This is a genomic window from Streptococcus sanguinis (genome assembly GCF_050222175.1).
GTDB classification, from domain to species: Bacteria; Bacillota; Bacilli; order Lactobacillales; family Streptococcaceae; genus Streptococcus; species Streptococcus sanguinis_M.
In genome coordinates this window covers 1,732,871-1,752,563 of sequence record NZ_CP071420.1, presented here as the reverse complement: position 1 = coordinate 1,752,563, position 19,693 = coordinate 1,732,871, and the positions used below count along the sequence as shown (strand labels likewise).

The window sequence follows — 19,693 nt, the reverse complement described above, 5'->3', positions numbered from 1 at the left end:
AAAAATTGGCCTCCTGTGCGATGTGTGTTATAATGTTTTTTATGAGAGTTGTTGCAGGTAAATACGGGGGCAGGCCCCTCAAGACTTTGGACGGCAAGACGACCAGGCCTACGACCGATAAGGTCAAGGGGGCAATTTTTAATATGATTGGTCCCTATTTTGACGGCGGTCGGGTGCTAGATCTTTATGCTGGGAGTGGGAGTTTGGCCATTGAGGCTATTTCGCGAGGTATGGAGGAAGCTGTCTTAGTCGAAAGGGATCGCAGAGCTCAGGCTATTATTTCAGAGAATATTCAGATGACAAAGGAGCCGGAACGTTTTGACTTGCTCAAGATGGAGTCTGGCCGAGCCTTGGAAATATTGACGGGAGCTTTTGACTTGGTTCTCTTAGATCCGCCTTATGCCAAGGAGCAGATTGTGGAGGACCTTGAGAAGCTAGAGGAGCGCCAGCTCTTGGGTCAAGATGTCCTGGTAGTCTGTGAGACAGACAAGGAAGTTGAATTGCCAGAAGAAATTGCAGGGCTAGGCATTTGGAAGCAGAAGATATATGGAATTTCAAAGGTGACGGTGTATGTCAGATAAGATAGGATTATTCACAGGGTCTTTTGACCCGATGACCAAGGGTCATGTGGACCTGATTGAGCGGGCCAGCAGGCTTTTTGATAAGCTCTATGTAGGGATTTTCTATAACCGAGAAAAGTCTGGTTTTTTCACAATTGAGGCCAGAGAACGCATGGTCAAAGAAGCTCTGCAGCATTTGGATAATGTTGAGGTCATCACTTCTCAGAATGAGCTAGCAGTGACAGTGGCCAGAAGACTGGGAACTCAGGTCTTTGTGCGCGGTCTCCGTAACAGTCAAGATCTAGACTATGAAGCCAATATGAACTTTTTCAATCATGAACTAGCAGGAGAGCTGGAGACGATTTTCTTGCTCAGCAAGCCGGCCTATCAGCATATCAGTTCATCACGTATTCGTGAGCTGATTGCTTTTCAGCAGGATATCGCGGCCTATGTGCCTCAAAGTGTAATCAAAGAATTAGAAAGAATCAACAATGAAAAGAATTAAGAAGTTTATATTGCCGACGGTCATTGGCGTCACTATTGCCTTTTTTATAGCAGCTCTTTACGTTCGTCTGCCTTATTATATAGAAGTTCCTGGTGGTGCCGAGGATGTTCGGCAGGTCTTGCTGGTTGATAAAAAGGCTGATAAGGAAGCGGGTTCCTATAACTTTGTGACAGTCGGAGTAGAGCAGGCAACCTTTGCTCATCTGGTCTATGCTTGGCTGACCCCTTTTACAGATATTTATTCCGCCAAGGATATGACAGGGGGATCCACGGATGAGGAGTTCAATCGGATCAACCAGTTTTACATGGAAACATCACAAAATATGGCTAAATATCAAGGGTTGACGACAGCTGGTAAAGAGATCAAAATGGACTATCTGGGAGTTTATGTCCTACAGGTGGCTGATAACTCAACCTTCAAGGGAGTTCTCAATATTGCTGATACGGTAACTGGTGTCAATGATAAGACATTTGAAAGCTCTGAGGAACTGGTCAAGTATGTCAACTCGCAGAAGCTTGGGGATAAAATCAAGGTGACTTTCCAAGAAGATGGTCAGGAGAAATCGGCAACCGGTAAGGTCATCAAGTTGGAGAACGGTAAGAACGGGATTGGGATTAGTCTGATAGACCGGACGGAAGTCAGCAGCAGTATTCCGATTACATTTTCAACTGAGGGTATCGGCGGTCCCAGTGCTGGTCTCATGTTCAGCCTCGCCATTTATACCCAGTTGGCTGATCCGACTCTTCGTGATGGCCGCGATATTGCAGGGACCGGCAGCATCAGCCGTGAAGGCGAAGTTGGCGAAATCGGCGGAATCGATAAGAAAGTCGTTTCAGCGGCCCAAAGCGGAGCAGACATCTTCTTTGCACCGAACAATGAACTGACAGAGGAAGAGAAAAAGCTTTCTCCTAATGGGAAAAACAACTACCAAACGGCTCTGGAGACAGCCAAGAAGATTAAAACGGATATGAAAATTGTTCCAGTTAAAACGCTGCAGGACGCCATTGACTATCTGAAAAAGAACAAGTAAGATCTTAGCTTTTGCTAAGATTTTTCTTGTGAGACAGACAAAATCAGCTGGCCTTTTCTACTTTAAATCGTCTGACTTTTTTCAGAAAGGTATTTTTGATGAAAAGTCCGCGAAATACTGGCTGATTTATGATAAAATAAGGTGTTGTAGATAAACTATCCAAGATTGTTAAAGGAAGAGTATGCGTAAAGATATTTCACCTGAATTGTATAATTATAATAAATTCCCAGGACCGGAGTTTAAACAGCTTGACAGCAAGATTCTTGCAGAAAAATTCGAGTTTGAATTGATTGAGAACTATAAGGAAGGCTTTGACTTGACGGCCTTTCATCAGCGCTTTTCAGAAATTCTCACCAAGTTTGACTATATTGTCGGTGACTGGGGCAACGAGCAGCTGCGCCTGCGCGGTTTTTACAAGGATGAGCGGGCTAATGAAAGCGATGAGAAGATTAGCCGCTTAGAAGACTATTTGCTAGAGTACTGCAGCTATGGCTGTGCTTATTTTGTCTTGGAAAATCCAAATCCCCAGCGCGCTTCCTTTGATAAGAAATCGCATGGCAAGAAAGAATCAGAGGGTCGGTCAAAACGTTCTCGCAACAGCCGTTCAGGCGGCAACCGCAATCGCAGAAGCGAGCGAGACCGAGACAGTCGTTCTAAAAGGGACAATAAGCGCTCTCGCAACAATTCCCAGCAAGATAGGCAGAAAAAGCCAAGAGACAGCAATCGCCATTTTGTAATTCGTCAGAATAAAGGAGAAAAATGAAACCATCTATTTATAGCTTAACGCGTCAGGAAATGATTGAATGGGCGGAAGCTCAGGGAGAAAAGAAATTCCGTGCCGCCCAGATTTGGGAGTGGCTCTATCGTAAACGGGTTCAGTCTTTTGAAGAGATGACCAATCTATCCAAGGACTTGATTGCCAAGCTAAATGATCAGTTTGTCGTCAATCCGCTTAAACAGCGCATTGTCCAAGAGTCGGCTGACGGTACGGTCAAGTACCTCTTTGAGCTGCCGGACGGTATGCTGATTGAGACGGTGCTCATGCGCCAGCACTATGGACTTTCTGTCTGTGTGACCACCCAGGTCGGCTGCAATATTGGCTGTACCTTCTGTGCTTCCGGCTTGATTAAAAAGCAACGCGACCTCAATAACGGTGAGATTGTTGCTCAGATTATGCTGGTTCAGAAGTATTTTGACGAGCGTGGTCAGGATGAGCGGGTCAGCCACATCGTGGTTATGGGAATCGGCGAGCCATTTGATAACTATGACAATGTGCTCAAGTTTGTCCGGACGGTCAATGATGACAAAGGTTTGGCTATCGGTGCCCGCCATATCACGGTTTCGACATCAGGGCTGGCTCATAAGATTCGTGACTTTGCCAATGAAGGTGTGCAGGTCAATCTAGCTGTATCCCTCCATGCCCCGAATAATGATTTGCGGACCAGTATCATGCGGATTAACCGGTCCTTCCCTATCGAAAAGCTTTTTGCAGCTATCGAATACTATATTGAGACGACCAACCGTCGTGTGACCTTTGAGTACATCATGCTCAATGAAGTCAATGACGGGGTAGAACAGGCCAAGGAATTGGCAGAATTGCTGAAAAATATCAAGAAGCTATCTTATGTCAATCTCATTCCTTACAACCCCGTTAGCGAGCACGACCAATACAGCCGCAGTCCCAAAGAGCGCGTGATGGCTTTCTATGATACCCTCAAGAAAAACGGAGTCAACTGCGTGGTTCGTCAGGAACATGGTACAGATATTGATGCAGCCTGTGGCCAGCTGCGTTCCAATACTATGAAGCGTGATTGCGAGAAAGCATTGGTAGAAAATGTTCAGCCTTAAGAACTATCTGACTTCAGCTGGTGAGCTGACTGCTAAGGGACGGAGATTGCTGATAGGGGGAAGCTGGCTCTATTTCTGGATGCTTTGCATTCTGTGCTTTATTCCTCAAGTTCCAGAGCCGGGAATGGAAACGCCAGGAATCCAGTATTTTGGCCGAATAGTAGTTTTGTTAATCCCTTTTAATTCCTTTGTCAATATTGGCGAGATTACTTCTTGGATCCAGTTGGTCAAAGTCTTTATCCAAAATCTAGCCAATATCTTCTTGCTGTCGCCCTTAATCTTTCAATTGCTTTGGCTCTTTCCGAAATTGCGGAAGACCAAGAAGGTGGTATGGCTGAGCTTTGGGATGAGTCTGTCTATCGAGATGACTCAGATTCTGCTGGACCTTCTCATCAACGCCAATCGAGTCTTTGAGATTGATGATCTCTGGACCAATACTTTGGGTGGTTATCTGGCTTGGCGGGCTTTTCAGCTTGGTCAGAAAATCTGGATAAATCGTCAAGATTACGCTTTCAAAAGAGATTAGCCAGCGAAAGGTTCGGATTTAGAAGAAAAAAATAAATTTTTTCTTGACAAGAAAAAGGGAAAGGCCTATAATAAAATAAATCATCAGAAAAGTAATAATTTTTTCTACTTTCAGGGAGCCTGTGGTTGGTGGAAACAGGCAGTGGAAGGTTATGAAGTGGGCTGATGCAAAAAATGAATTTGAAGCAATAAAAATTCGGTGAGCACACCTTACAGTGCAGCTTGTTGTTAGACAAGACAGAGATATGGAGACAGTCTATACTTTTCTCCATAATTGAGGTGGCACCGCGATTTTACGCCCTCACACAGATTTTTTCTGTGTGTGGGCTTTTGTTTTGCTTGAAAATAAAGAAAAGAGGCAATCAAGATGACAGAAACTAAAGGATATTTTGGACAATTCGGCGGCTCCTTTGTACCGGAGCCTATCCAGGCCTTGCTGGATGAATTGGAAGCTACTTTTGAGAAGTATAAGGATGATCCAGAATTTTTAAATGAATACCGGCATTATTTGGCGGATTATTCAGGTCGGGAGACTCCGCTCTACTATGCAGAAAGTCTGACCCAGCACCTGGGCGGAGCGAAGATTTATCTGAAGCGGGAAGATCTCAATCATCTGGGCTCTCATAAGCTCAATAATGTTTTGGGGCAGATTCTTCTAGCTAAGCGGATGGGCAAGACCCGAGTCATCGCTGAAACTGGAGCTGGCCAACATGGTGTGGCAACTGCGGCAGCCGCAGCCAAGTTTGGTATGAAGTGCGATGTTTACATGGGTGCAGAGGATGTAGAGCGCCAGCGCCTCAATGTCTTCCGCATGGAAATGATGGGAGCGACTGTTCATGCAGTGGAAACAGGCACCAAAACCCTCAAGGATGCTGTAGATGCGGCCTTTGGAGCGTGGATGAGCGATTTGGAAGCCTTCTATGTTTTGGGTTCTGCTGTCGGTCCTCACCCTTATCCGACGATTGTCCATGAGTTTCAAAAGGTGATTAGTGAAGAATCTCGCCGGCAGATTTTGGACAAGGAAGGCCGCTTGCCAGACTATGTTATTGCTTGTGTAGGCGGTGGTTCCAATGCTATCGGCGCGTTCTCTCAGTATGTGGCGGATGAAGAAGTCAAGCTGGTTGGTGTTGAAGCGGCTGGACGGGGTCTTGATACAGACCAGCATGCGGCGACCATGACCAAGGGAAGTGTCGGAGTAGTGGACGGCATGAAGACCTACGCTGTCTTTGCTGAAGATGGTCAGGTGGCGCCGGTTTACTCGATTTCAGCAGGCTTGGACTATCCTGGTGTTGGTCCTGAACATGCTTTCTTTAAAGATTCTGGTCGAGTAGAATATGTAGCAGCGACAGATGATGAAGCTGTGGATGCCTTGCTTCTCTTGACACAAAAGGAAGGAATTTTGCCGGCAATCGAAAGTTCTCACGCTATTGCTGAAGCCATCAAGCGGGCTCCGCAATTGTCATCTGACCAAATCATCATTATCAATGTCTCTGGTCGTGGAGACAAGGATGTGGCAGCCATTGCCGACTATCTAGAAAAACGAAAATAAAATACCCAGCAGAAGAGTAGTAACATCCCTCCTTTCAGAGAGTCTGTGGTTGCTGTAAACAGGCAGGAGAAGTTATGAAATGGGCTGTTGGAGTCAACATTTTGTCCTTTAGTTGATCTTTTATCATTTTATTAGCTTACTTTGCCATGAGCCAGTACGCTGCCTTGTGCTAAAAGGGATCTAAATGACTGTAAATAAGTAAATGAGATGTGGAGCCTGAAAACTCCATAACTGAGGTGGCACCGCGATGATACGCCCTCACAGGATGAACTGTGCGGGCGTTTTTCTGTAGTTCTGGAGCAAGTTATGACAGTAGACAGGTGCTATCTGTTCTTGTGGAATGCGGTCATAGCTAGTAGTTTGTTCCTCCTTAAACGCTTCTGATTAAATAGAAAGAAAAATTATGCAAAAGATTTTACCAGCTGATATTTTATCGCCGATTCTGGCTTATATGCGGATTCAGGGCGACCACAAGGTGATTTTGGAAAGTATTCCGAGAGATAGCGAGACAGCTCGCTTTTCTATCCTTGCCTATAATCCAGTCTTTGAAGTCCGCTATGAAAATGGCCAGTTAACAAAGAATGGGCAAGTAATTGAAGCAGATCCATTGGACTATCTGCATGAGTTAGCCGTAAAGAAAGATCATCATTCAGACCTGCCTTTTGGCGGTGGAGCCATCGGTTTTGTCGGTTACGATATGATTTCCCTCTATGAGGAGATTGGCCAGATTCCAGCTGATGTGATTGGAACGCCGGATATGCACTTTTTCGTCTATGAGAGTTACATGGTTTTTGACCATAAAAAAGACAAGGTCTATATCGTTGAGGAGGCACTCTACAGTGATAGAGACGAAGCTGATTTGGCTGCTAGTCTGGAGCGTATCATGACTGAGCTGGCGCAGCCTGCGGTAGATGAATTTTCACCGCTGGAACTGTCCAGTTTGAACTTCCATAGCCATATCGAGCAGGCAGCTTTTGAAAAAATGGTGGAAGAAGCGCGTAGCTTGATTCGGCAGGGAGACATGTTCCAATGTGTTCTCAGTCAGCGGTTTTCAGCAGAGTATTCTGGTAGACCACTGGATTACTATCGCAATCTGCGCGTGACCAACCCTTCCAACTATCTCTACTTTTATGACTTCGGGGATTATCAGATTATCGGAGCCAGCCCGGAAAGTCTGGTCTCTGTCAAGCAGGGTCAGGTTACGACCAATCCTATCGCTGGAACCAGACCGCGTGGGAAGGATGAAAGAGAAGATAAAGCCTTGGCAGAGGAGTTGCTGGCTGACGAGAAGGAAGTGGCGGAACACCGTATGTTAGTTGATTTGGGGCGTAATGATATTGGTAAAATTTCCCAGAATAACAGCGTGGAAGTCACTAAATACATGGAGGTAGAGTATTTTCGCTATGTCATGCATCTGACCAGTGTGGTTCGTGGTCAGCTTCTGCCTCAACTGACAGCCATGGATGCGCTCAAGTCAACCCTGCCGGCTGGTACCGTCTCGGGCGCGCCTAAGATTCGAGCTATGAAGCGAATTTATGAGCTGGAGCAGGAAAAGCGTGGTATTTATGCTGGGGCAATAGGTTATCTGTCTGCGACTGGAGATATGGATGTTGCCATTGCCATCCGAACCATGATTTTGAAAAATGGCAGAGCTTACGTTCAAGCTGGAGCAGGTATTGTTTATGACTCGATCCCTGCCAATGAATACCAAGAAACCATCAACAAGGCCAAATCAATGACCAAGATAGGAGAGATGCAATGATTTTATTGATTGATAATTATGATTCTTTTACTTACAATCTAGCCCAGTATATCGGCAATTTCGCAGAAGTTAAGGTCTTGCGAAATGATGATGCAGGCCTTTATCAAGCGGCAGAAGAAGCTGATGCCTTGGTGCTGTCTCCGGGTCCAGGCTGGCCAGCAGATGCAGGACAGATGGAAGAGCTTATCCGCGATTTTGCTGGTAAAAAGCCGATTTTGGGGATTTGCTTGGGGCACCAAGCCATTGCAGAAGTATTTGGCGGAAAGCTAGGTTTGGCTCCCAAGGTCATGCACGGCAAGCAAAGTATTCTGCGCTTTGAGGGAAAATCTCCTATCTATGAGGGGATAGAGGATGGGCAGCCAGTCATGCGTTATCATTCGATTTTGATTGAGGAGATGCCGGAGGACTTTGAAGTGACAGCTCGAGCGGTTGATGATAACTCGATCATGGCTATCCAACACAAGAGTCTGCCCATTTATGGTTTTCAGTATCATCCTGAAAGTATTGGCACGCCGGACGGCTTGTCGTCTATCAAGAATTTCATCGATTTAGTAAAATAAAGGAGCGTGTATGAAAGAGATTATTGCAAAACTAGCTGATTTTAAGGATTTAAGCAGCGCTGAGATGACAGATGTGATTGAGCGTATTGTCACCGGACGGGTGACAGAGTCCCAAATTGTAGCCTTCTTACTGGGGCTCAAGATGAAAGGGGAGACGATTGAGGAAAGAACTGCTTTGGCTCAGGTAATGCGAGGCCATGCTAAGCAGATTCCGACCACTATTCGCACTGCCATGGATAATTGCGGTACTGGCGGGGACAAATCTTTCAGTTTTAATGTTTCGACTACAGCAGCTTTTGTCCTAGCAGGCGGCGGGATTAAGATGGCCAAGCACGGCAATCGCTCCATTTCTTCTAAGTCAGGCTCAGCTGATGTGTTAGAAGCTCTGGGTATCAATCTAGACTTGGACGCTGCTAGCTTGGGTAAGGTTTTTGAGCAGACAGGTATCGTCTTTCTCTTTGCAAAGAATATGCATCCAGCCATGAAATACATCATGCCAGCCCGTCTTAGCCTTGGTATTCCTACTATCATGAACCTAACCGGCCCGCTTATCCATCCCATGAGTCTAGAAACTCAGCTTTTGGGGACCAGCCGGCCGGATATGTTAGAGAGCACAGCAGAGGTTTTAAAAAATATGGGCCGTAAGCGTGCAGTAGTCGTGTCGGGGCCGGATGGTCTTGACGAGGCCGGCCTTCATGGCCGTACCCAGTATGCTCTGCTGGAAGATGGGCAAATCAGCCTGCACAGCTTTCTGCCGTCAGATGTTGGCATGGAAGAGATAGCTCTTGAAGCGATTCGCGGAGGCAATGCCAAGGAAAATGCAGAAATTCTGCTATCTGTCCTGCAAAATCAAGCCAGCCCCTATCTAGAAACGACAGTGCTGAATGCGGGATTGGGCTTCTATGCTAATGGGAAATCAGACAGCATAGAAGAAGGAATAGCTTTGGCCCGCCAAGTAATTGCAAGCGGTGCAGCCTATGAAAAACTCAAGCAACTACAGGAGTATCAGAAATGAGTAAAGAATTTCTCCCAACCATTCTAAAGCAAAAAGAGCAGGAAGTGGCGGCTATGTCTTATGAAGAGCTGCAACCTCTGCGCTCGACCTATTCCCTCTATGAATATCTCAAAAGTCGTCCTCAAGAGCTGCAGCTGATTGCTGAGGTTAAAAAAGCCAGCCCCAGTCTGGGAGATATTAATCTCGGTGTGGATATTGTGGAGCAGGCTCGCACCTATGAACGATGCGGTGCAGCCATGATTTCGGTCCTGACAGATGAGATTTTCTTCAAAGGACATCTGGATTACCTGAGAGAGATTTCCAGTCAAGTGACCATTCCAACCCTCAATAAGGACTTTATCATTGATGAAAAGCAGATTGTTCGCGCCCGCAATGCAGGAGCGACAGTTATTCTTCTGATTGTAGCTGCTTTGTCTGAAAAGCGGCTGCAAGAACTCTATGATTTTGCGACAGGTTTAGGCTTGGAAGTTCTGGTCGAAACCCATAATCTGGCGGAGCTGGAAATTGCCCATAGAATAGGAGCACAGATAATCGGTGTCAATAACCGCAATCTAGTTACTTTTGAGACTGATATCAATACAAGTCTTCAGCTATCTGCCCATTTCAAAGATGACAGGGTTTACGTGTCTGAGTCCGCTATTTTCAGCAAGGAAGATGCTGAGCTAGTAGCTCCTTATTTCCATGCGGTTCTAGTCGGAACAGCCCTGATGCAGGCAGAGGATGTGGCAGAAAAAATCAAGGAGCTGAAAATTGACAAAGGTTAAGATTTGCGGCTTATCAACGGCCAGCGCTGTGGAAACGGCATGCCAGGCTGGTGCAGATTATATTGGATTTGTCTTTGCTGAGAGCCGTCGGAGGGTTAGTTTGGAGCAAGCTCAGGAGCTAGCTGCCTTGGTGCCGCCTACTGTCCGAAAGGTAGGAGTTTTCGTCTCTCCGAGTTTAGCAGAGCTGCAGGAAGCTATTTCGGTGGCAAATCTGGATTTGGTGCAGATTCATGGCGATTTTAATGAAGATCTTCTGTCTGAGATCGGCCGGCCGGTTATTCGAGCTTATCAGGTCAAGGGAGCGTTAAAAGGAGTCAGCCAACAAGCGGACTACCTGCTCTTTGATGCCCCTCTTGCCGGTAGTGGTCGGACCTTTGACTGGCAATCTTTTGACAAGAATCAAATCCACCAGCCCTTCTTTATCGCCGGTGGTTTGAATGCAGGAAATGTCCGAGAAGCGATTCAGCACTTCGCTCCTTACGCAGTTGATGTCTCAAGCGGGATCGAGACTGACGGCCAGAAGGACTTAGAGAAAATAAAAGAATTTATAGAAAGAGTGAAACATGGCATATAATCAACCCAATCAAGAAGGATTTTACGGTGAGTTTGGCGGGCGCTTTGTTCCAGAAACTCTGATGACAGCAGTTTTGGAGCTGGATAAAGCTTACCGTGAGAGTAAAAAAGACCCAGCCTTTCAGGCAGAGCTGGACGAGTTGCTGAAGCAGTATGTAGGGCGAGAAAATCCTCTCTATTTTGCTAAAAATCTGACAGCCTATGCTGGCGGTGCTAAGATTTATCTGAAGCGAGAAGACCTCAACCATACCGGGGCCCATAAAATCAATAACGCTCTAGGCCAGGTCCTATTAGCTAAGCGAATGGGCAAGAAGAAAATTATTGCAGAGACTGGTGCGGGTCAGCATGGAGTAGCTACAGCCACTGCTGCAGCCCTTTTCAACATGGACTGTACTATCTACATGGGCGAAGAAGATGTCAAGCGCCAAGCCCTCAATGTCTTTCGGATGGAACTTCTTGGAGCCAAGGTGGAGTCTGTGACCGATGGCTCTCGAGTCCTCAAGGATGCGGTCAATGCAGCTTTACGAGCTTGGGTGGCTCAGGTCGATGATACTCACTATATTATGGGATCGGCCTTGGGACCCCATCCCTTCCCAGAGATTGTCCGCGACTATCAGAGTGTGATTGGTCGTGAGGCTAAGCGCCAGTTTGCTGAGCAAAATGCAGGTGCCCTGCCAGATGCTTTAGTCGCCTGCGTTGGCGGTGGTTCCAATGCTATTGGGCTCTTTTATCCCTTTGTAGATGATAGTACAGTGGCTATGTATGGAACAGAAGCGGCTGGGCGAGGCATCGATACAGATGAACATGCTGCGACCTTAACCAAGGGCCGGCCGGGTGTTTTACACGGTGCCTTGATGGATGTCTTGCAGGATGAGCAAGGGCAGATTCTGGAAGCTTTCTCTATCTCTGCTGGGCTGGACTATCCGGGCATCGGTCCCGAACATTCTCATTTTAATGCTATTCAGCGCGCGACTTATGTCCCAGTCACAGATGAAGAAGCCTTGGAAGCCTTCCAGCTCCTATCTCGTATCGAAGGGATTATTCCTGCTCTAGAGTCTAGTCACGCTATTGCTTACGCAGTTAAGTTGGCTAAGGAGTTGGGACCAGATAAATCAATGATTGTCTGCCTATCCGGCCGTGGTGATAAGGATGTCGTTCAGGTAAAGGAACGCTTGGAAAGCGAAGTGGCTCAACAAGGAGGTGCCCATGACTAAAACACTCACTCAGCATTTAGAGGCCGTCAAAAAAGCAGGTAAGGGAATTTTCCTTCCATATATCATGGCCGGTGATCACGAGAAAGGTTTGGCAGGATTAGCAGAAACTATCTCATTTTTGGAAAACTTGGGTGTGTCAGCCATTGAAATCGGTCTGCCATTTTCAGACCCTGTTGCAGATGGGCCGGTTATTGAAGAAGCCGGTCTGAGAAGTCTGGGTCACCATACTTCGGCCAAGTCTTTAATCGCAAGCTTGCAGAAGTTGGACACTCAGCTGCCTCTCATCATCATGACCTACTTCAATCCTATCTTCCAGTACGGTCTCAAAGATTTTATCAAGGATTTGGCTAGGACGCCGGTTAAGGGATTGATTATTCCGGATCTGCCCTACGAGCATAGGGACTTTATCCTGCCTCTGCTGGAAGATTCAGATATCGCTCTAGTTCCTTTAGTGAGCCTTACGACTGGACTAGAACGTCAGCAGGAGCTAATTAAGGAGGCAGAAGGTTTTATCTACGCTGTAGCCATCAACGGTGTAACGGGTAAGAGCGGAAGCTACCGCAATGATTTGGACCAGCATTTGAGCAAGCTCCATGATATTGCTGAGATTCCAGTGCTGACAGGTTTTGGCGTTTCAACTTTAGAGGATGTTGATCGCTTCAATCAAGTCTCAGACGGAGTCATTGTCGGATCTAAGATTGTCAAAGCTCTTCATGAAAAGGACGCCAGTATAGCAGCCTTTATCCAAGAAGCAGCAGCTTATAAGAAATAATCACCACCACACCAAACAAAAGACAAGGTACAAATGCTAGCCTGTCTTTTTTCTTTTTAAAGCAGAAACAGGCGAGGCCAGAGAAACTAGCGATTTGGATCAGGATGAGAGTCTCCGTCAGGCTGAAAATGGCTGAGCAAGACGCCAGAAAGAGAAAGTCACCAGCTCCAATACGAAGATTATAAAAGAAGGCTAGAAGTCCTAAGGCTAAAAAGAAGAGCATGAGAAGGTTGACGCCTGCTGTCATCAGCAGCAAAAGCTGAAAAATCAGCCAGACCATCAGGGGATATTGCTGCTCTCTTTGATCGTAGATGGCCAGGGTCAAGCCCATGGTGAATAGTAGGAGTTGACTGATGGAAATCGTGCCAAGCGAAGTTGCTAGAGAAAGACCGCCCAAGAGACATTCAAAAAATAAATAGCGTAAGGGAATCTTGTCTCCACAGAAGCGGCAACGAAGACGGTTCATGACTTGAGAAAAAATAGGAATCAAATCACGCGGTGCCAATCTTTTCCCGCAGGCATTGCAATGGCTAGCGGGAGTGATGATAGACCGCTCTGGGAAGCGGTCTATCATCAAGCCTAGGAATGAGGCAAAGACGGTTCCAAGGAGAAAAAAGTATAGATGAATCATACTTATTTATTCGTAATTTTAAACAGAAAAATTCTGAAATTTTGCAACTTTTCTAATAAAGTCTTTTTTTGAATCTTTTGTCTTGACTTTCTTATTTAGAAGCATTATAATTAAACCATAATCTAAAAAGATTAGAATCATTATAAATAAAAACGAGGTAAATACAATGACACAAGTAAAAAATAGTGCAGCAACTGACGTAGCAACTTTTGTAAATCAAAACTCTTTGCCAAAAACTAAGGCTGTATTGAACCAAGTAGTGGCAGATCTTTATACTGCTCATATTGCTCTTCACCAAGTTCACTGGTATATGCGTGGCGCAGGTTTCATGGTTTGGCATCCAAAAATGGATGAATACATGGAAACTTTGGATACAACTTTGGATGAAGTCAGCGAGCGCTTGATTACACTGGGAGGCAAGCCTTATTCTACCTTGACTGAGTTTATCCAACACAGCAAGATTGAAGAAAAAGCTGGTGAATTCAGCAAGAATGTAGAAGAAAGTCTGGCGCGTGTGATTGAGATTTTCCGTTATCTGACAGGTCTTTACCAAGAAGCGCTGGATGTAACAGACGAAGAAGGGGACGATGTAACCAATGATATCTTTGTCGGTGCCAAGGCTGACCTTGAAAAGACTATCTGGATGCTGACAGCTGAAATCGGTCAAGCACCAGGTTTATAAAAAATGATCCATGCCAAGCAGAAGGGAACAGACTTTCCTTTCTGCTTTTTTTCGTCTTGAAAAGCGCTGGAAAATCTGATAAAATATAGCTCATGAAAACCCTGTATGATGTTCAGCAATTTCTTAAAAGTTTCGGAATCATTATCTATATGGGCAAGCGCCTTTACGATATTGAGATGATGAAAATTGAGCTGAAGAGGATTTACGATGCCGGTCTAATGGATAAGCTAGCTTATTTTGAGGCGGAGGCAGTCTTGCGACGAGAACATCGCTTAGAGTTAGAATATTTAGAAAAGAAAAAGGAGACTTGAGATGACAATTTGGATTTTGTGGGCGGTACTTTTAGGAATAATTGGCTGGATGGGCTTTAATTTTTTGCGCCTTCGTCAGGCAGCAAAAATCGTGGATAACGGAGAATTTGAAGGCTTGATTCGCCAAGGTCAGTTGGTTGATCTGCGGGATCCATCTGATTTTCACCGGAAGCATATCTTAGGTGCTCGCAATATTCCATCTCAGCAGCTCAAGGATAGTGTCGGTGCACTTCGCAAGGACAAGGCTGTTCTTCTCTATGAAAATAGTCGTGGTCAGCGCGTAACCAATGCGGCTCTGTATCTGAAAAAACAAGGATTTAAAGAAATCTATATTCTTTCTTATGGGTTGGATTCTTGGAATGGCAAGGTGAAGGCTAGTTAACATAAATCAAAAATTTGTTGCATTATATATACAAAGCTGGTTTCTTATGTTATAATAAATTAATATTAATTTTAAGGAGTTTTTAGAAGATGCAAGAAAAGAAAAAATCTTCACTTGTTTTAGGTATCCTATCCATTATTTTTAGTCTTTTGTTTGCTTTGATTGGACTTATTCTAGGAATCGTTGGTTTGGTTTTGGCAAGTTCACATCAAAAAGAGAGCCAAATGGATTATAAAACAGAAAAGATTCTAAATATCATTGGTATTGTTATCTCTGTAATTAACATGATTGCAGGGGTTATGTTAACTCTGAGCTAATTTGACTTTTAAAAAAGATGCTATTTGTATTACAATGTAAGATAAGATCGAGACATTATTGTCTGGATCTTTTTTTACCGACTTTTCTCTAAATGTTTTTTAATAATCCCTAATTCTTCTTGGTTCAAAGCACGGTAATCGCCTTTTGCTAGATCTGGGTCTAATGTAAAATCTCCGAATTGAATCCGCTTGAGATAAGTAACCTTGACACCAACTGCCAGAAACATCTTTTTGATTTGGTGGAATTTCCCCTCGGAAATCTTGACGGTAGCACGGCTCAGACTGGAGCTGGTAGAGAGGATAGAAAGCTGGGCAGGCTGACAGACGGTGCCGTCTAAAAAGCGAATGCCTTCGTGAAAGGCAATTTTGTCCTGAGGGGTCAGAGGTCCATTGACTTCTACATAGTAAGTTTTTTCAACGTGGTATTGAGGGTGCAGCAGCTGAAATCCTAGAGGACCATTGTCGGTAATCAGAAGAAGCCCCTCGGTATCTCTATCCAGCCGTCCGATAGAGTAAAGGTTTTCTTTCTCTATCTCCTTGTCCAGCAAATCCAGAACAGTCAATTTTTCAGCGTCGTGATTGGCAGTGACCGCACCTGCAGGTTTATTCAGCATGTAGTAACGGTGGGCAGGGCCGCTGACATGCTTTCCTTGAAAAGTAATCTGCTGCAGGCCGGTATCAACGTTTTGGCTGAGTTTGTAGGCGGGCTTACCATCCACTAAAATCTGTTTTTGTAAATGGCTTTGTTTCATCTTTTTTCGGCTGATATGATTGGCAGCCAGCAGTTGGTCGAGGCGCATCTGTTTTCCTTATTTTTTTCTAAATCATATCATAAATTTTCAGGATGGGAAATGCAAATCCTCATGGAGCTCCCATATTTTTTAATGAAAACATTTACACTTATCAAAGCCGTGTTTTTTGCCTGCGTCTGTGGTATAATTGTTCAGTTAGAAATAAAATTTAAAAATTCAGAGGAAATCATGACAAAATTAAGAGAAGATATCCGTAACATTGCGATTATCGCCCACGTTGACCATGGGAAAACAACCCTCGTTGACGAATTATTGAAACAGTCTGAAACTCTTGATGCTCGTACAGAGTTGGCAGAGCGTGCTATGGACTCAAACGATATCGAAAAAGAGCGCGGTATTACGATCCTTGCTAAAAATACAGCCGTTGCTTACAACGGGACTCGTATCAACATCATGGATACACCAGGACACGCGGACTTTGGTGGAGAAGTTGAGCGTATCATGAAAATGGTTGACGGTGTTGTTTTGGTGGTAGATGCCTACGAAGGAACCATGCCACAAACTCGTTTCGTATTGAAAAAAGCCCTGGAACAAGACCTTGTCCCAATTGTTGTTGTAAATAAAATCGACAAACCATCAGCTCGTCCAGCAGAAGTAGTGGACGAAGTATTGGAACTCTTCATCGAGCTTGGTGCAGACGATGACCAGCTTGATTTCCCAGTTGTTTATGCTTCAGCTATCAACGGAACTTCTTCACTTTCTGACGATCCTGCTGATCAAGAAAAAACAATGGCACCAATTTTTGATACCATTATCGACCATATCCCTGCTCCAGTGGACAACTCAGATCAGCCTTTGCAGTTCCAAGTCTCACTCTTGGACTACAATGACTTTGTAGGTCGTATTGGTATCGGACGTGTCTTCCGTGGTACTGTTAAGGTTGGGGACCAAGTTACCCTGTCTAAACTAGACGGTACAACGAAGAACTTCCGTGTCACAAAACTCTTTGGTTTCTTTGGCTTGGAGCGTCGTGAAATCAATGAAGCCAAAGCGGGTGACTTGATTGCCGTATCAGGTATGGAAGATATCTTTGTTGGTGAGACGATTACACCGACAGATGCCATTGAACCTCTTCCAATTCTTCACATCGATGAGCCAACGCTTCAAATGACCTTCTTGGTCAACAACTCACCATTTGCTGGTCGCGAAGGGAAATGGGTAACTTCTCGTAAGGTTGAAGAACGCTTGCAGGCCGAACTGCAAACAGACGTATCCCTTCGTGTTGACCCAACAGATTCACCAGACAAGTGGACAGTTTCAGGTCGTGGCGAATTGCACTTGTCAATCCTTATCGAAACAATGCGTCGTGAAGGATATGAGCTGCAAGTATCTCGTCCAGAAGTTATCGTAAAAGAAATCGATGGTGTCAAATGTGAGCCATTTGAGCGCGTCCAAATCGATACTCCAGAAGAATACCAAGGATCTGTTATCCAAAGCCTTTCTGAACGTAAGGGTGAAATGTTGGATATGATTTCAACTGGTAATGGTCAAACTCGTTTGGTCTTCCTCGTTCCAGCGCGTGGTTTGATCGGATACTCAACTGAGTTCTTGTCAATGACTCGTGGTTACGGTATCATGAACCATACCTTTGACCAATACTTGCCATTGATTCCAGGGGAAATTGGGGGACGTCACCGTGGTGCCCTTGTTTCCATCGATGCTGGTAAGGCTACAACTTACTCAATCATGTCTATCGAAGAACGTGGTACAATCTTTGTCAACCCAGGTACTGAGGTTTACGAAGGAATGATTATTGGTGAAAACTCTCGTGAAAACGACTTGACAGTTAATATCACCAAGGCCAAACAAATGACCAACGTCCGTTCAGCTACTAAGGACCAAACAGCTGTTATCAAGACACCTCGTATCTTGACACTTGAAGAGTCTCTGGAGTTCTTGAACGACGATGAGTACATGGAAGTAACACCAGAATCTATTCGTCTGCGCAAGCAAATTTTGAACAAACAAGAACGCGAAAAAGCCAATAAAAAGAAAAAATCAGCTGCAGCTGAATAAGCAAAATGGAAAGGAGCAGCAAGATGGTTTATCTTATCATTGGGATTTTAATCCTCTTTTTCTACATTTTTGCTGTTCCATCCAGTATTAAAGGGACTGTTAATGCAGTGACCATGGTGCTACTGATTGTAGCCTTAATTATCTTATTTGGCTTAGGCATTTTTAAAATTTTCCAGTTACCGGCTGAATATTTTGTAGGTTTCGGCCTATCCGTAGTGACTGTCTTGGCTTTGCGGGATATCAATCGTCTCAAGCCGCCTACGAAATCAAAAAAGAATTTTGATGAAGAATAATAAATGAGCAAGAATTTAGAAAGTTGGACAGACTTTTTGAGTTCTTGCTCTTTTTCTTTACAAAAACAATAGGTTTATGTTACAAAATATTTCAAATAGATGAAAACATATCATTTTTTTCAAAACTTGCTTACAGTCGAAAATAAAAGACTCCTATGACTTTTTTATTTTCACAAAAAAAGGTAAAATAGAGTGAAGTATGAATGGAAGAGGTTGCTTATGAAAAAAATAGCAAATTTTGCCAATAAGAAGGTCTTGGTTCTGGGATTGGCCAAGTCGGGTGAGTCAGCTGCTCGCCTTTTAGATAAATTAGGAGCTATCGTGACAGTTAACGACGGCAAACCTTTTGAGGAAAATCCTGCTGCTCAATCTTTGCTAGAAGAAGGTATTAAAGTGGTGACAGGAGGTCATCCCTTGGAGTTGCTGGACGAAGATTTTGAACTAATGGTGAAAAATCCAGGTATTCCTTATGACAATGCCATGGTCGTTCGGGCTCTGGAGAAGAAGATTCCAGTCATTACTGAAGTCGAGTTGGCTTATCTAATTTCTGAAGCACCGATTATTGGTATTACGGGTTCAAATGGCAAGACGACGACCACAACCATGATTGCGCAAGTCTTGACGGCTGGCGGTCAGAATGGTCTATTGTCCGGTAATATCGGCTTTCCTGCTAGTCAGGTAGCCCAAACAGCCAGCAGCAAAGATACTCTGGTCATGGAACTGTCTTCCTTCCAGTTGATGGGGATTGAAGATTTTCATCCGCAAATCGCTGCTATTACTAACCTCATGCCGACTCATTTGGATTATCACGGCTCTGTTGAGGAATATGCAGCTGCCAAGTGGAATATCCAGAAAAACATGACAGCTGATGATTATCTGGTTTTGAATTTCAATCAAGATTGGGCCAAGGAAATGGCTAGCCAGACTCAGGCTGCTGTTGTGCCTTTTTCAACGACTGAAAAGGTGGATGGTGCCTATCTAGATGGTGACGTCTTGACCTTCCGTGGAGAAGCGATTATGCAGGCGGCTGAAATCGGCGTTCCTGGCAGCCACAATATTGAAAATGCTCTGGCTACGATTGCTGTGGCCAAACTGCGTGGCATTGACAATCAGACGATCAAAGAAGTCTTGTCTGCTTTTGGTGGTGTTAAGCACCGTCTCCAGTATGTGGGACGTGTAAATGAGGTTGTCTTTTACAATGATAGTAAGTCTACCAATATCTTGGCAACCCAGAAAGCCCTATCTGGTTTTGACAATAGCAAGGTGATTCTGATTGCAGGCGGCTTGGACCGTGGCAATGAATTTGACGAGTTGGTGCCTGACCTCAAAGGGCTCAAGAAAATGGTTATCTTAGGACAATCAGCTGCGCGTGTAAAGAGGGCGGCTGATCAGGCTGGTGTTTCTTATCTGGATGCGACTGATGTCCGGGATGCAGCTCATAAGGCCTTTGCTCAAGCGGAGCCAGGAGACATTATCTTGCTCAGTCCTGCCAATGCCAGCTGGGATATGTATAGTAATTTTGAAGTCCGTGGCGATGAATTTCTCGCTGCATTTGAAGAATTAAAAGGTTAA

23 protein-coding genes and 1 other annotated feature are annotated in these 19,693 nt (G+C 44.7%); of the genes, 21 read left to right on the top strand and 2 right to left on the bottom strand.

What is annotated here, in order from left to right; genetic code table 11:
• Window positions 1–32 precede the first annotated feature (32 nt).
• The 14 genes from rsmD (at window position 33) to trpA (ending at window position 12,677) form a co-directional block, all read left to right on the top strand.
• Window positions 33–581, top strand: a complete 549-nt coding sequence (rsmD, locus tag J1C91_RS08570; RefSeq protein ID WP_002910356.1) for a 16S rRNA (guanine(966)-N(2))-methyltransferase RsmD — start codon at window positions 33–35, stop codon at window positions 579–581.
• Window positions 571–1,065: a pantetheine-phosphate adenylyltransferase gene (gene coaD, locus J1C91_RS08565; RefSeq protein ID WP_002910355.1), complete on the top strand. Its 495-nt coding sequence runs from the start codon at window positions 571–573 to the stop codon at window positions 1,063–1,065. The genes rsmD and coaD overlap by 11 nt, the downstream gene beginning before the upstream one ends.
• Window positions 1,052–2,095, top strand: coding sequence for a SepM family pheromone-processing serine protease (locus tag J1C91_RS08560; protein WP_002910353.1), 1,044 nt, complete (start codon window positions 1,052–1,054; stop codon window positions 2,093–2,095). The genes coaD and J1C91_RS08560 overlap by 14 nt, the downstream gene beginning before the upstream one ends.
• Window positions 2,096–2,276: 181 nt before the next feature.
• On the top strand, window positions 2,277–2,858 hold the full coding sequence (locus J1C91_RS08555) for a YutD family protein (protein ID WP_002910352.1): 582 nt from the start codon (window positions 2,277–2,279) through the stop codon (window positions 2,856–2,858).
• Complete coding sequence (gene rlmN / locus J1C91_RS08550) at window positions 2,855–3,943, top strand: 23S rRNA (adenine(2503)-C(2))-methyltransferase RlmN (RefSeq protein ID WP_002910350.1); 1,089 nt, start codon at window positions 2,855–2,857, stop codon at window positions 3,941–3,943. Before J1C91_RS08555 ends, rlmN begins: the two co-directional genes overlap by 4 nt.
• Window positions 3,930–4,469, top strand: a complete 540-nt coding sequence (locus J1C91_RS08545) for a VanZ family protein (protein WP_002910349.1) — start codon at window positions 3,930–3,932, stop codon at window positions 4,467–4,469. The genes rlmN and J1C91_RS08545 overlap by 14 nt, the downstream gene beginning before the upstream one ends.
• A 75-nt stretch (window positions 4,470–4,544) precedes the next feature.
• Window positions 4,545–4,774 (top strand) — a binding site (T-box leader).
• A gap of 61 nt (window positions 4,775–4,835) precedes the next feature.
• Window positions 4,836–6,017 carry a tryptophan synthase subunit beta gene (gene trpB / locus J1C91_RS08540; protein ID WP_002904022.1) on the top strand — a complete coding sequence of 394 codons (1,182 nt, stop codon included), beginning with the start codon at window positions 4,836–4,838 and terminating at the stop codon, window positions 6,015–6,017.
• A gap of 403 nt (window positions 6,018–6,420) precedes the next feature.
• Window positions 6,421–7,779, top strand: a complete 1,359-nt coding sequence (trpE, locus tag J1C91_RS08535) for an anthranilate synthase component I (protein WP_002910348.1) — start codon at window positions 6,421–6,423, stop codon at window positions 7,777–7,779.
• Window positions 7,776–8,339, top strand: coding sequence for an aminodeoxychorismate/anthranilate synthase component II (locus tag J1C91_RS08530; protein WP_002910347.1), 564 nt, complete (start codon window positions 7,776–7,778; stop codon window positions 8,337–8,339). Before trpE ends, J1C91_RS08530 begins: the two co-directional genes overlap by 4 nt.
• Before the next feature lie 10 nt (window positions 8,340–8,349).
• Complete coding sequence (gene trpD / locus J1C91_RS08525; RefSeq protein ID WP_002910345.1) at window positions 8,350–9,354, top strand: anthranilate phosphoribosyltransferase; 1,005 nt, start codon at window positions 8,350–8,352, stop codon at window positions 9,352–9,354.
• Complete coding sequence (trpC, locus tag J1C91_RS08520) at window positions 9,351–10,118, top strand: indole-3-glycerol phosphate synthase TrpC (protein ID WP_002910344.1); 768 nt, start codon at window positions 9,351–9,353, stop codon at window positions 10,116–10,118. The genes trpD and trpC overlap by 4 nt, the downstream gene beginning before the upstream one ends.
• Window positions 10,105–10,692 (top strand): phosphoribosylanthranilate isomerase, encoded by a 588-nt coding sequence (locus J1C91_RS08515; RefSeq protein WP_002910343.1) that lies wholly within the window; start codon window positions 10,105–10,107, stop codon window positions 10,690–10,692. The genes trpC and J1C91_RS08515 overlap by 14 nt, the downstream gene beginning before the upstream one ends.
• On the top strand, window positions 10,682–11,905 hold the full coding sequence (gene trpB, locus J1C91_RS08510) for a tryptophan synthase subunit beta (protein WP_125439169.1): 1,224 nt from the start codon (window positions 10,682–10,684) through the stop codon (window positions 11,903–11,905). The genes J1C91_RS08515 and trpB (J1C91_RS08510) overlap by 11 nt, the downstream gene beginning before the upstream one ends.
• Window positions 11,898–12,677: a tryptophan synthase subunit alpha gene (trpA, locus tag J1C91_RS08505; RefSeq protein ID WP_125439171.1), complete on the top strand. Its 780-nt coding sequence runs from the start codon at window positions 11,898–11,900 to the stop codon at window positions 12,675–12,677. Before trpB (J1C91_RS08510) ends, trpA begins: the two co-directional genes overlap by 8 nt.
• Here trpA and J1C91_RS08500 read toward each other — a convergent pair.
• Window positions 12,646–13,308: a prepilin peptidase gene (locus tag J1C91_RS08500; protein WP_002910337.1), complete on the bottom strand. Its 663-nt coding sequence runs from the start codon at window positions 13,306–13,308 to the stop codon at window positions 12,646–12,648. The genes trpA and J1C91_RS08500 overlap by 32 nt on opposite strands.
• A gap of 166 nt (window positions 13,309–13,474) precedes the next feature.
• Here J1C91_RS08500 and J1C91_RS08495 point away from each other — a divergent pair, with 166 nt between their 5' ends.
• The 4 genes from J1C91_RS08495 (at window position 13,475) to J1C91_RS08480 (ending at window position 15,000) form a co-directional block, all read left to right on the top strand.
• Window positions 13,475–13,990 carry a Dps family protein gene (locus J1C91_RS08495; RefSeq protein ID WP_002910333.1) on the top strand — a complete coding sequence of 172 codons (516 nt, stop codon included), beginning with the start codon at window positions 13,475–13,477 and terminating at the stop codon, window positions 13,988–13,990.
• 92 nt (window positions 13,991–14,082) lie between these two features.
• Window positions 14,083–14,301 carry a YqgQ family protein gene (locus J1C91_RS08490; RefSeq protein WP_002898045.1) on the top strand — a complete coding sequence of 73 codons (219 nt, stop codon included), beginning with the start codon at window positions 14,083–14,085 and terminating at the stop codon, window positions 14,299–14,301.
• Window position 14,302: 1 nt separating this feature from the next.
• The gene (locus J1C91_RS08485) at window positions 14,303–14,683 is read left to right on the top strand and encodes a rhodanese-like domain-containing protein (protein ID WP_002910331.1); all 381 of its coding nucleotides are present in this window, start codon (window positions 14,303–14,305) and stop codon (window positions 14,681–14,683) included.
• Window positions 14,684–14,772: 89 nt separating this feature from the next.
• Complete coding sequence (locus tag J1C91_RS08480) at window positions 14,773–15,000, top strand: hypothetical protein (RefSeq protein WP_002910330.1); 228 nt, start codon at window positions 14,773–14,775, stop codon at window positions 14,998–15,000.
• 74 nt (window positions 15,001–15,074) lie between these two features.
• Here the strand turns inward: J1C91_RS08480 and J1C91_RS08475 are convergent, their stop codons facing one another.
• On the bottom strand, window positions 15,075–15,800 hold the full coding sequence (locus J1C91_RS08475) for a 16S rRNA pseudouridine(516) synthase (protein ID WP_002910329.1): 726 nt from the start codon (window positions 15,798–15,800) through the stop codon (window positions 15,075–15,077).
• A gap of 180 nt (window positions 15,801–15,980) precedes the next feature.
• Here J1C91_RS08475 and typA point away from each other — a divergent pair, with 180 nt between their 5' ends.
• From typA to murD, 3 genes are all read left to right on the top strand, one after another.
• Window positions 15,981–17,828 (top strand): translational GTPase TypA, encoded by a 1,848-nt coding sequence (typA, locus tag J1C91_RS08470; protein ID WP_032912629.1) that lies wholly within the window; start codon window positions 15,981–15,983, stop codon window positions 17,826–17,828.
• 23 nt (window positions 17,829–17,851) lie between these two features.
• On the top strand, window positions 17,852–18,121 hold the full coding sequence (locus tag J1C91_RS08465) for a DUF3165 family protein (protein ID WP_032912504.1): 270 nt from the start codon (window positions 17,852–17,854) through the stop codon (window positions 18,119–18,121).
• 219 nt (window positions 18,122–18,340) lie between these two features.
• Complete coding sequence (murD, locus tag J1C91_RS08460; protein ID WP_032912502.1) at window positions 18,341–19,693, top strand: UDP-N-acetylmuramoyl-L-alanine--D-glutamate ligase; 1,353 nt, start codon at window positions 18,341–18,343, stop codon at window positions 19,691–19,693.

What these genes read in the sequence shown, in the direction of transcription:
- murD (WP_032912502.1), top strand. Translation starts at nt 18,341, where the DNA reads ATGAAAAAAATAGCAAATTTTGCCAATAAGAAGGTCTTGGTTCTGGGA.
- typA (WP_032912629.1), top strand. Translation starts at nt 15,981, where the DNA reads ATGACAAAATTAAGAGAAGATATCCGTAACATTGCGATTATCGCCCAC.
- J1C91_RS08495 (WP_002910333.1), top strand. Translation starts at nt 13,475, where the DNA reads ATGACACAAGTAAAAAATAGTGCAGCAACTGACGTAGCAACTTTTGTA.
- J1C91_RS08500 (WP_002910337.1), bottom strand. Translation starts at nt 13,308, where the DNA reads ATGATTCATCTATACTTTTTTCTCCTTGGAACCGTCTTTGCCTCATTC.
- trpB (WP_125439169.1), top strand. Translation starts at nt 10,682, where the DNA reads ATGGCATATAATCAACCCAATCAAGAAGGATTTTACGGTGAGTTTGGC.
- rsmD (WP_002910356.1), top strand. Translation starts at nt 33, where the DNA reads ATGTTTTTTATGAGAGTTGTTGCAGGTAAATACGGGGGCAGGCCCCTC.
- trpB (WP_002904022.1), top strand. Translation starts at nt 4,836, where the DNA reads ATGACAGAAACTAAAGGATATTTTGGACAATTCGGCGGCTCCTTTGTA.
- J1C91_RS08560 (WP_002910353.1), top strand. Translation starts at nt 1,052, where the DNA reads ATGAAAAGAATTAAGAAGTTTATATTGCCGACGGTCATTGGCGTCACT.
- J1C91_RS08465 (WP_032912504.1), top strand. Translation starts at nt 17,852, where the DNA reads ATGGTTTATCTTATCATTGGGATTTTAATCCTCTTTTTCTACATTTTT.
- trpC (WP_002910344.1), top strand. Translation starts at nt 9,351, where the DNA reads ATGAGTAAAGAATTTCTCCCAACCATTCTAAAGCAAAAAGAGCAGGAA.
- J1C91_RS08545 (WP_002910349.1), top strand. Translation starts at nt 3,930, where the DNA reads ATGTTCAGCCTTAAGAACTATCTGACTTCAGCTGGTGAGCTGACTGCT.
- J1C91_RS08485 (WP_002910331.1), top strand. Translation starts at nt 14,303, where the DNA reads ATGACAATTTGGATTTTGTGGGCGGTACTTTTAGGAATAATTGGCTGG.
- J1C91_RS08480 (WP_002910330.1), top strand. Translation starts at nt 14,773, where the DNA reads ATGCAAGAAAAGAAAAAATCTTCACTTGTTTTAGGTATCCTATCCATT.
- J1C91_RS08555 (WP_002910352.1), top strand. Translation starts at nt 2,277, where the DNA reads ATGCGTAAAGATATTTCACCTGAATTGTATAATTATAATAAATTCCCA.
- trpA (WP_125439171.1), top strand. Translation starts at nt 11,898, where the DNA reads ATGACTAAAACACTCACTCAGCATTTAGAGGCCGTCAAAAAAGCAGGT.
- rlmN (WP_002910350.1), top strand. Translation starts at nt 2,855, where the DNA reads ATGAAACCATCTATTTATAGCTTAACGCGTCAGGAAATGATTGAATGG.
- trpE (WP_002910348.1), top strand. Translation starts at nt 6,421, where the DNA reads ATGCAAAAGATTTTACCAGCTGATATTTTATCGCCGATTCTGGCTTAT.
- J1C91_RS08475 (WP_002910329.1), bottom strand. Translation starts at nt 15,800, where the DNA reads ATGCGCCTCGACCAACTGCTGGCTGCCAATCATATCAGCCGAAAAAAG.
- J1C91_RS08530 (WP_002910347.1), top strand. Translation starts at nt 7,776, where the DNA reads ATGATTTTATTGATTGATAATTATGATTCTTTTACTTACAATCTAGCC.
- J1C91_RS08490 (WP_002898045.1), top strand. Translation starts at nt 14,083, where the DNA reads ATGAAAACCCTGTATGATGTTCAGCAATTTCTTAAAAGTTTCGGAATC.
- trpD (WP_002910345.1), top strand. Translation starts at nt 8,350, where the DNA reads ATGAAAGAGATTATTGCAAAACTAGCTGATTTTAAGGATTTAAGCAGC.
- coaD (WP_002910355.1), top strand. Translation starts at nt 571, where the DNA reads ATGTCAGATAAGATAGGATTATTCACAGGGTCTTTTGACCCGATGACC.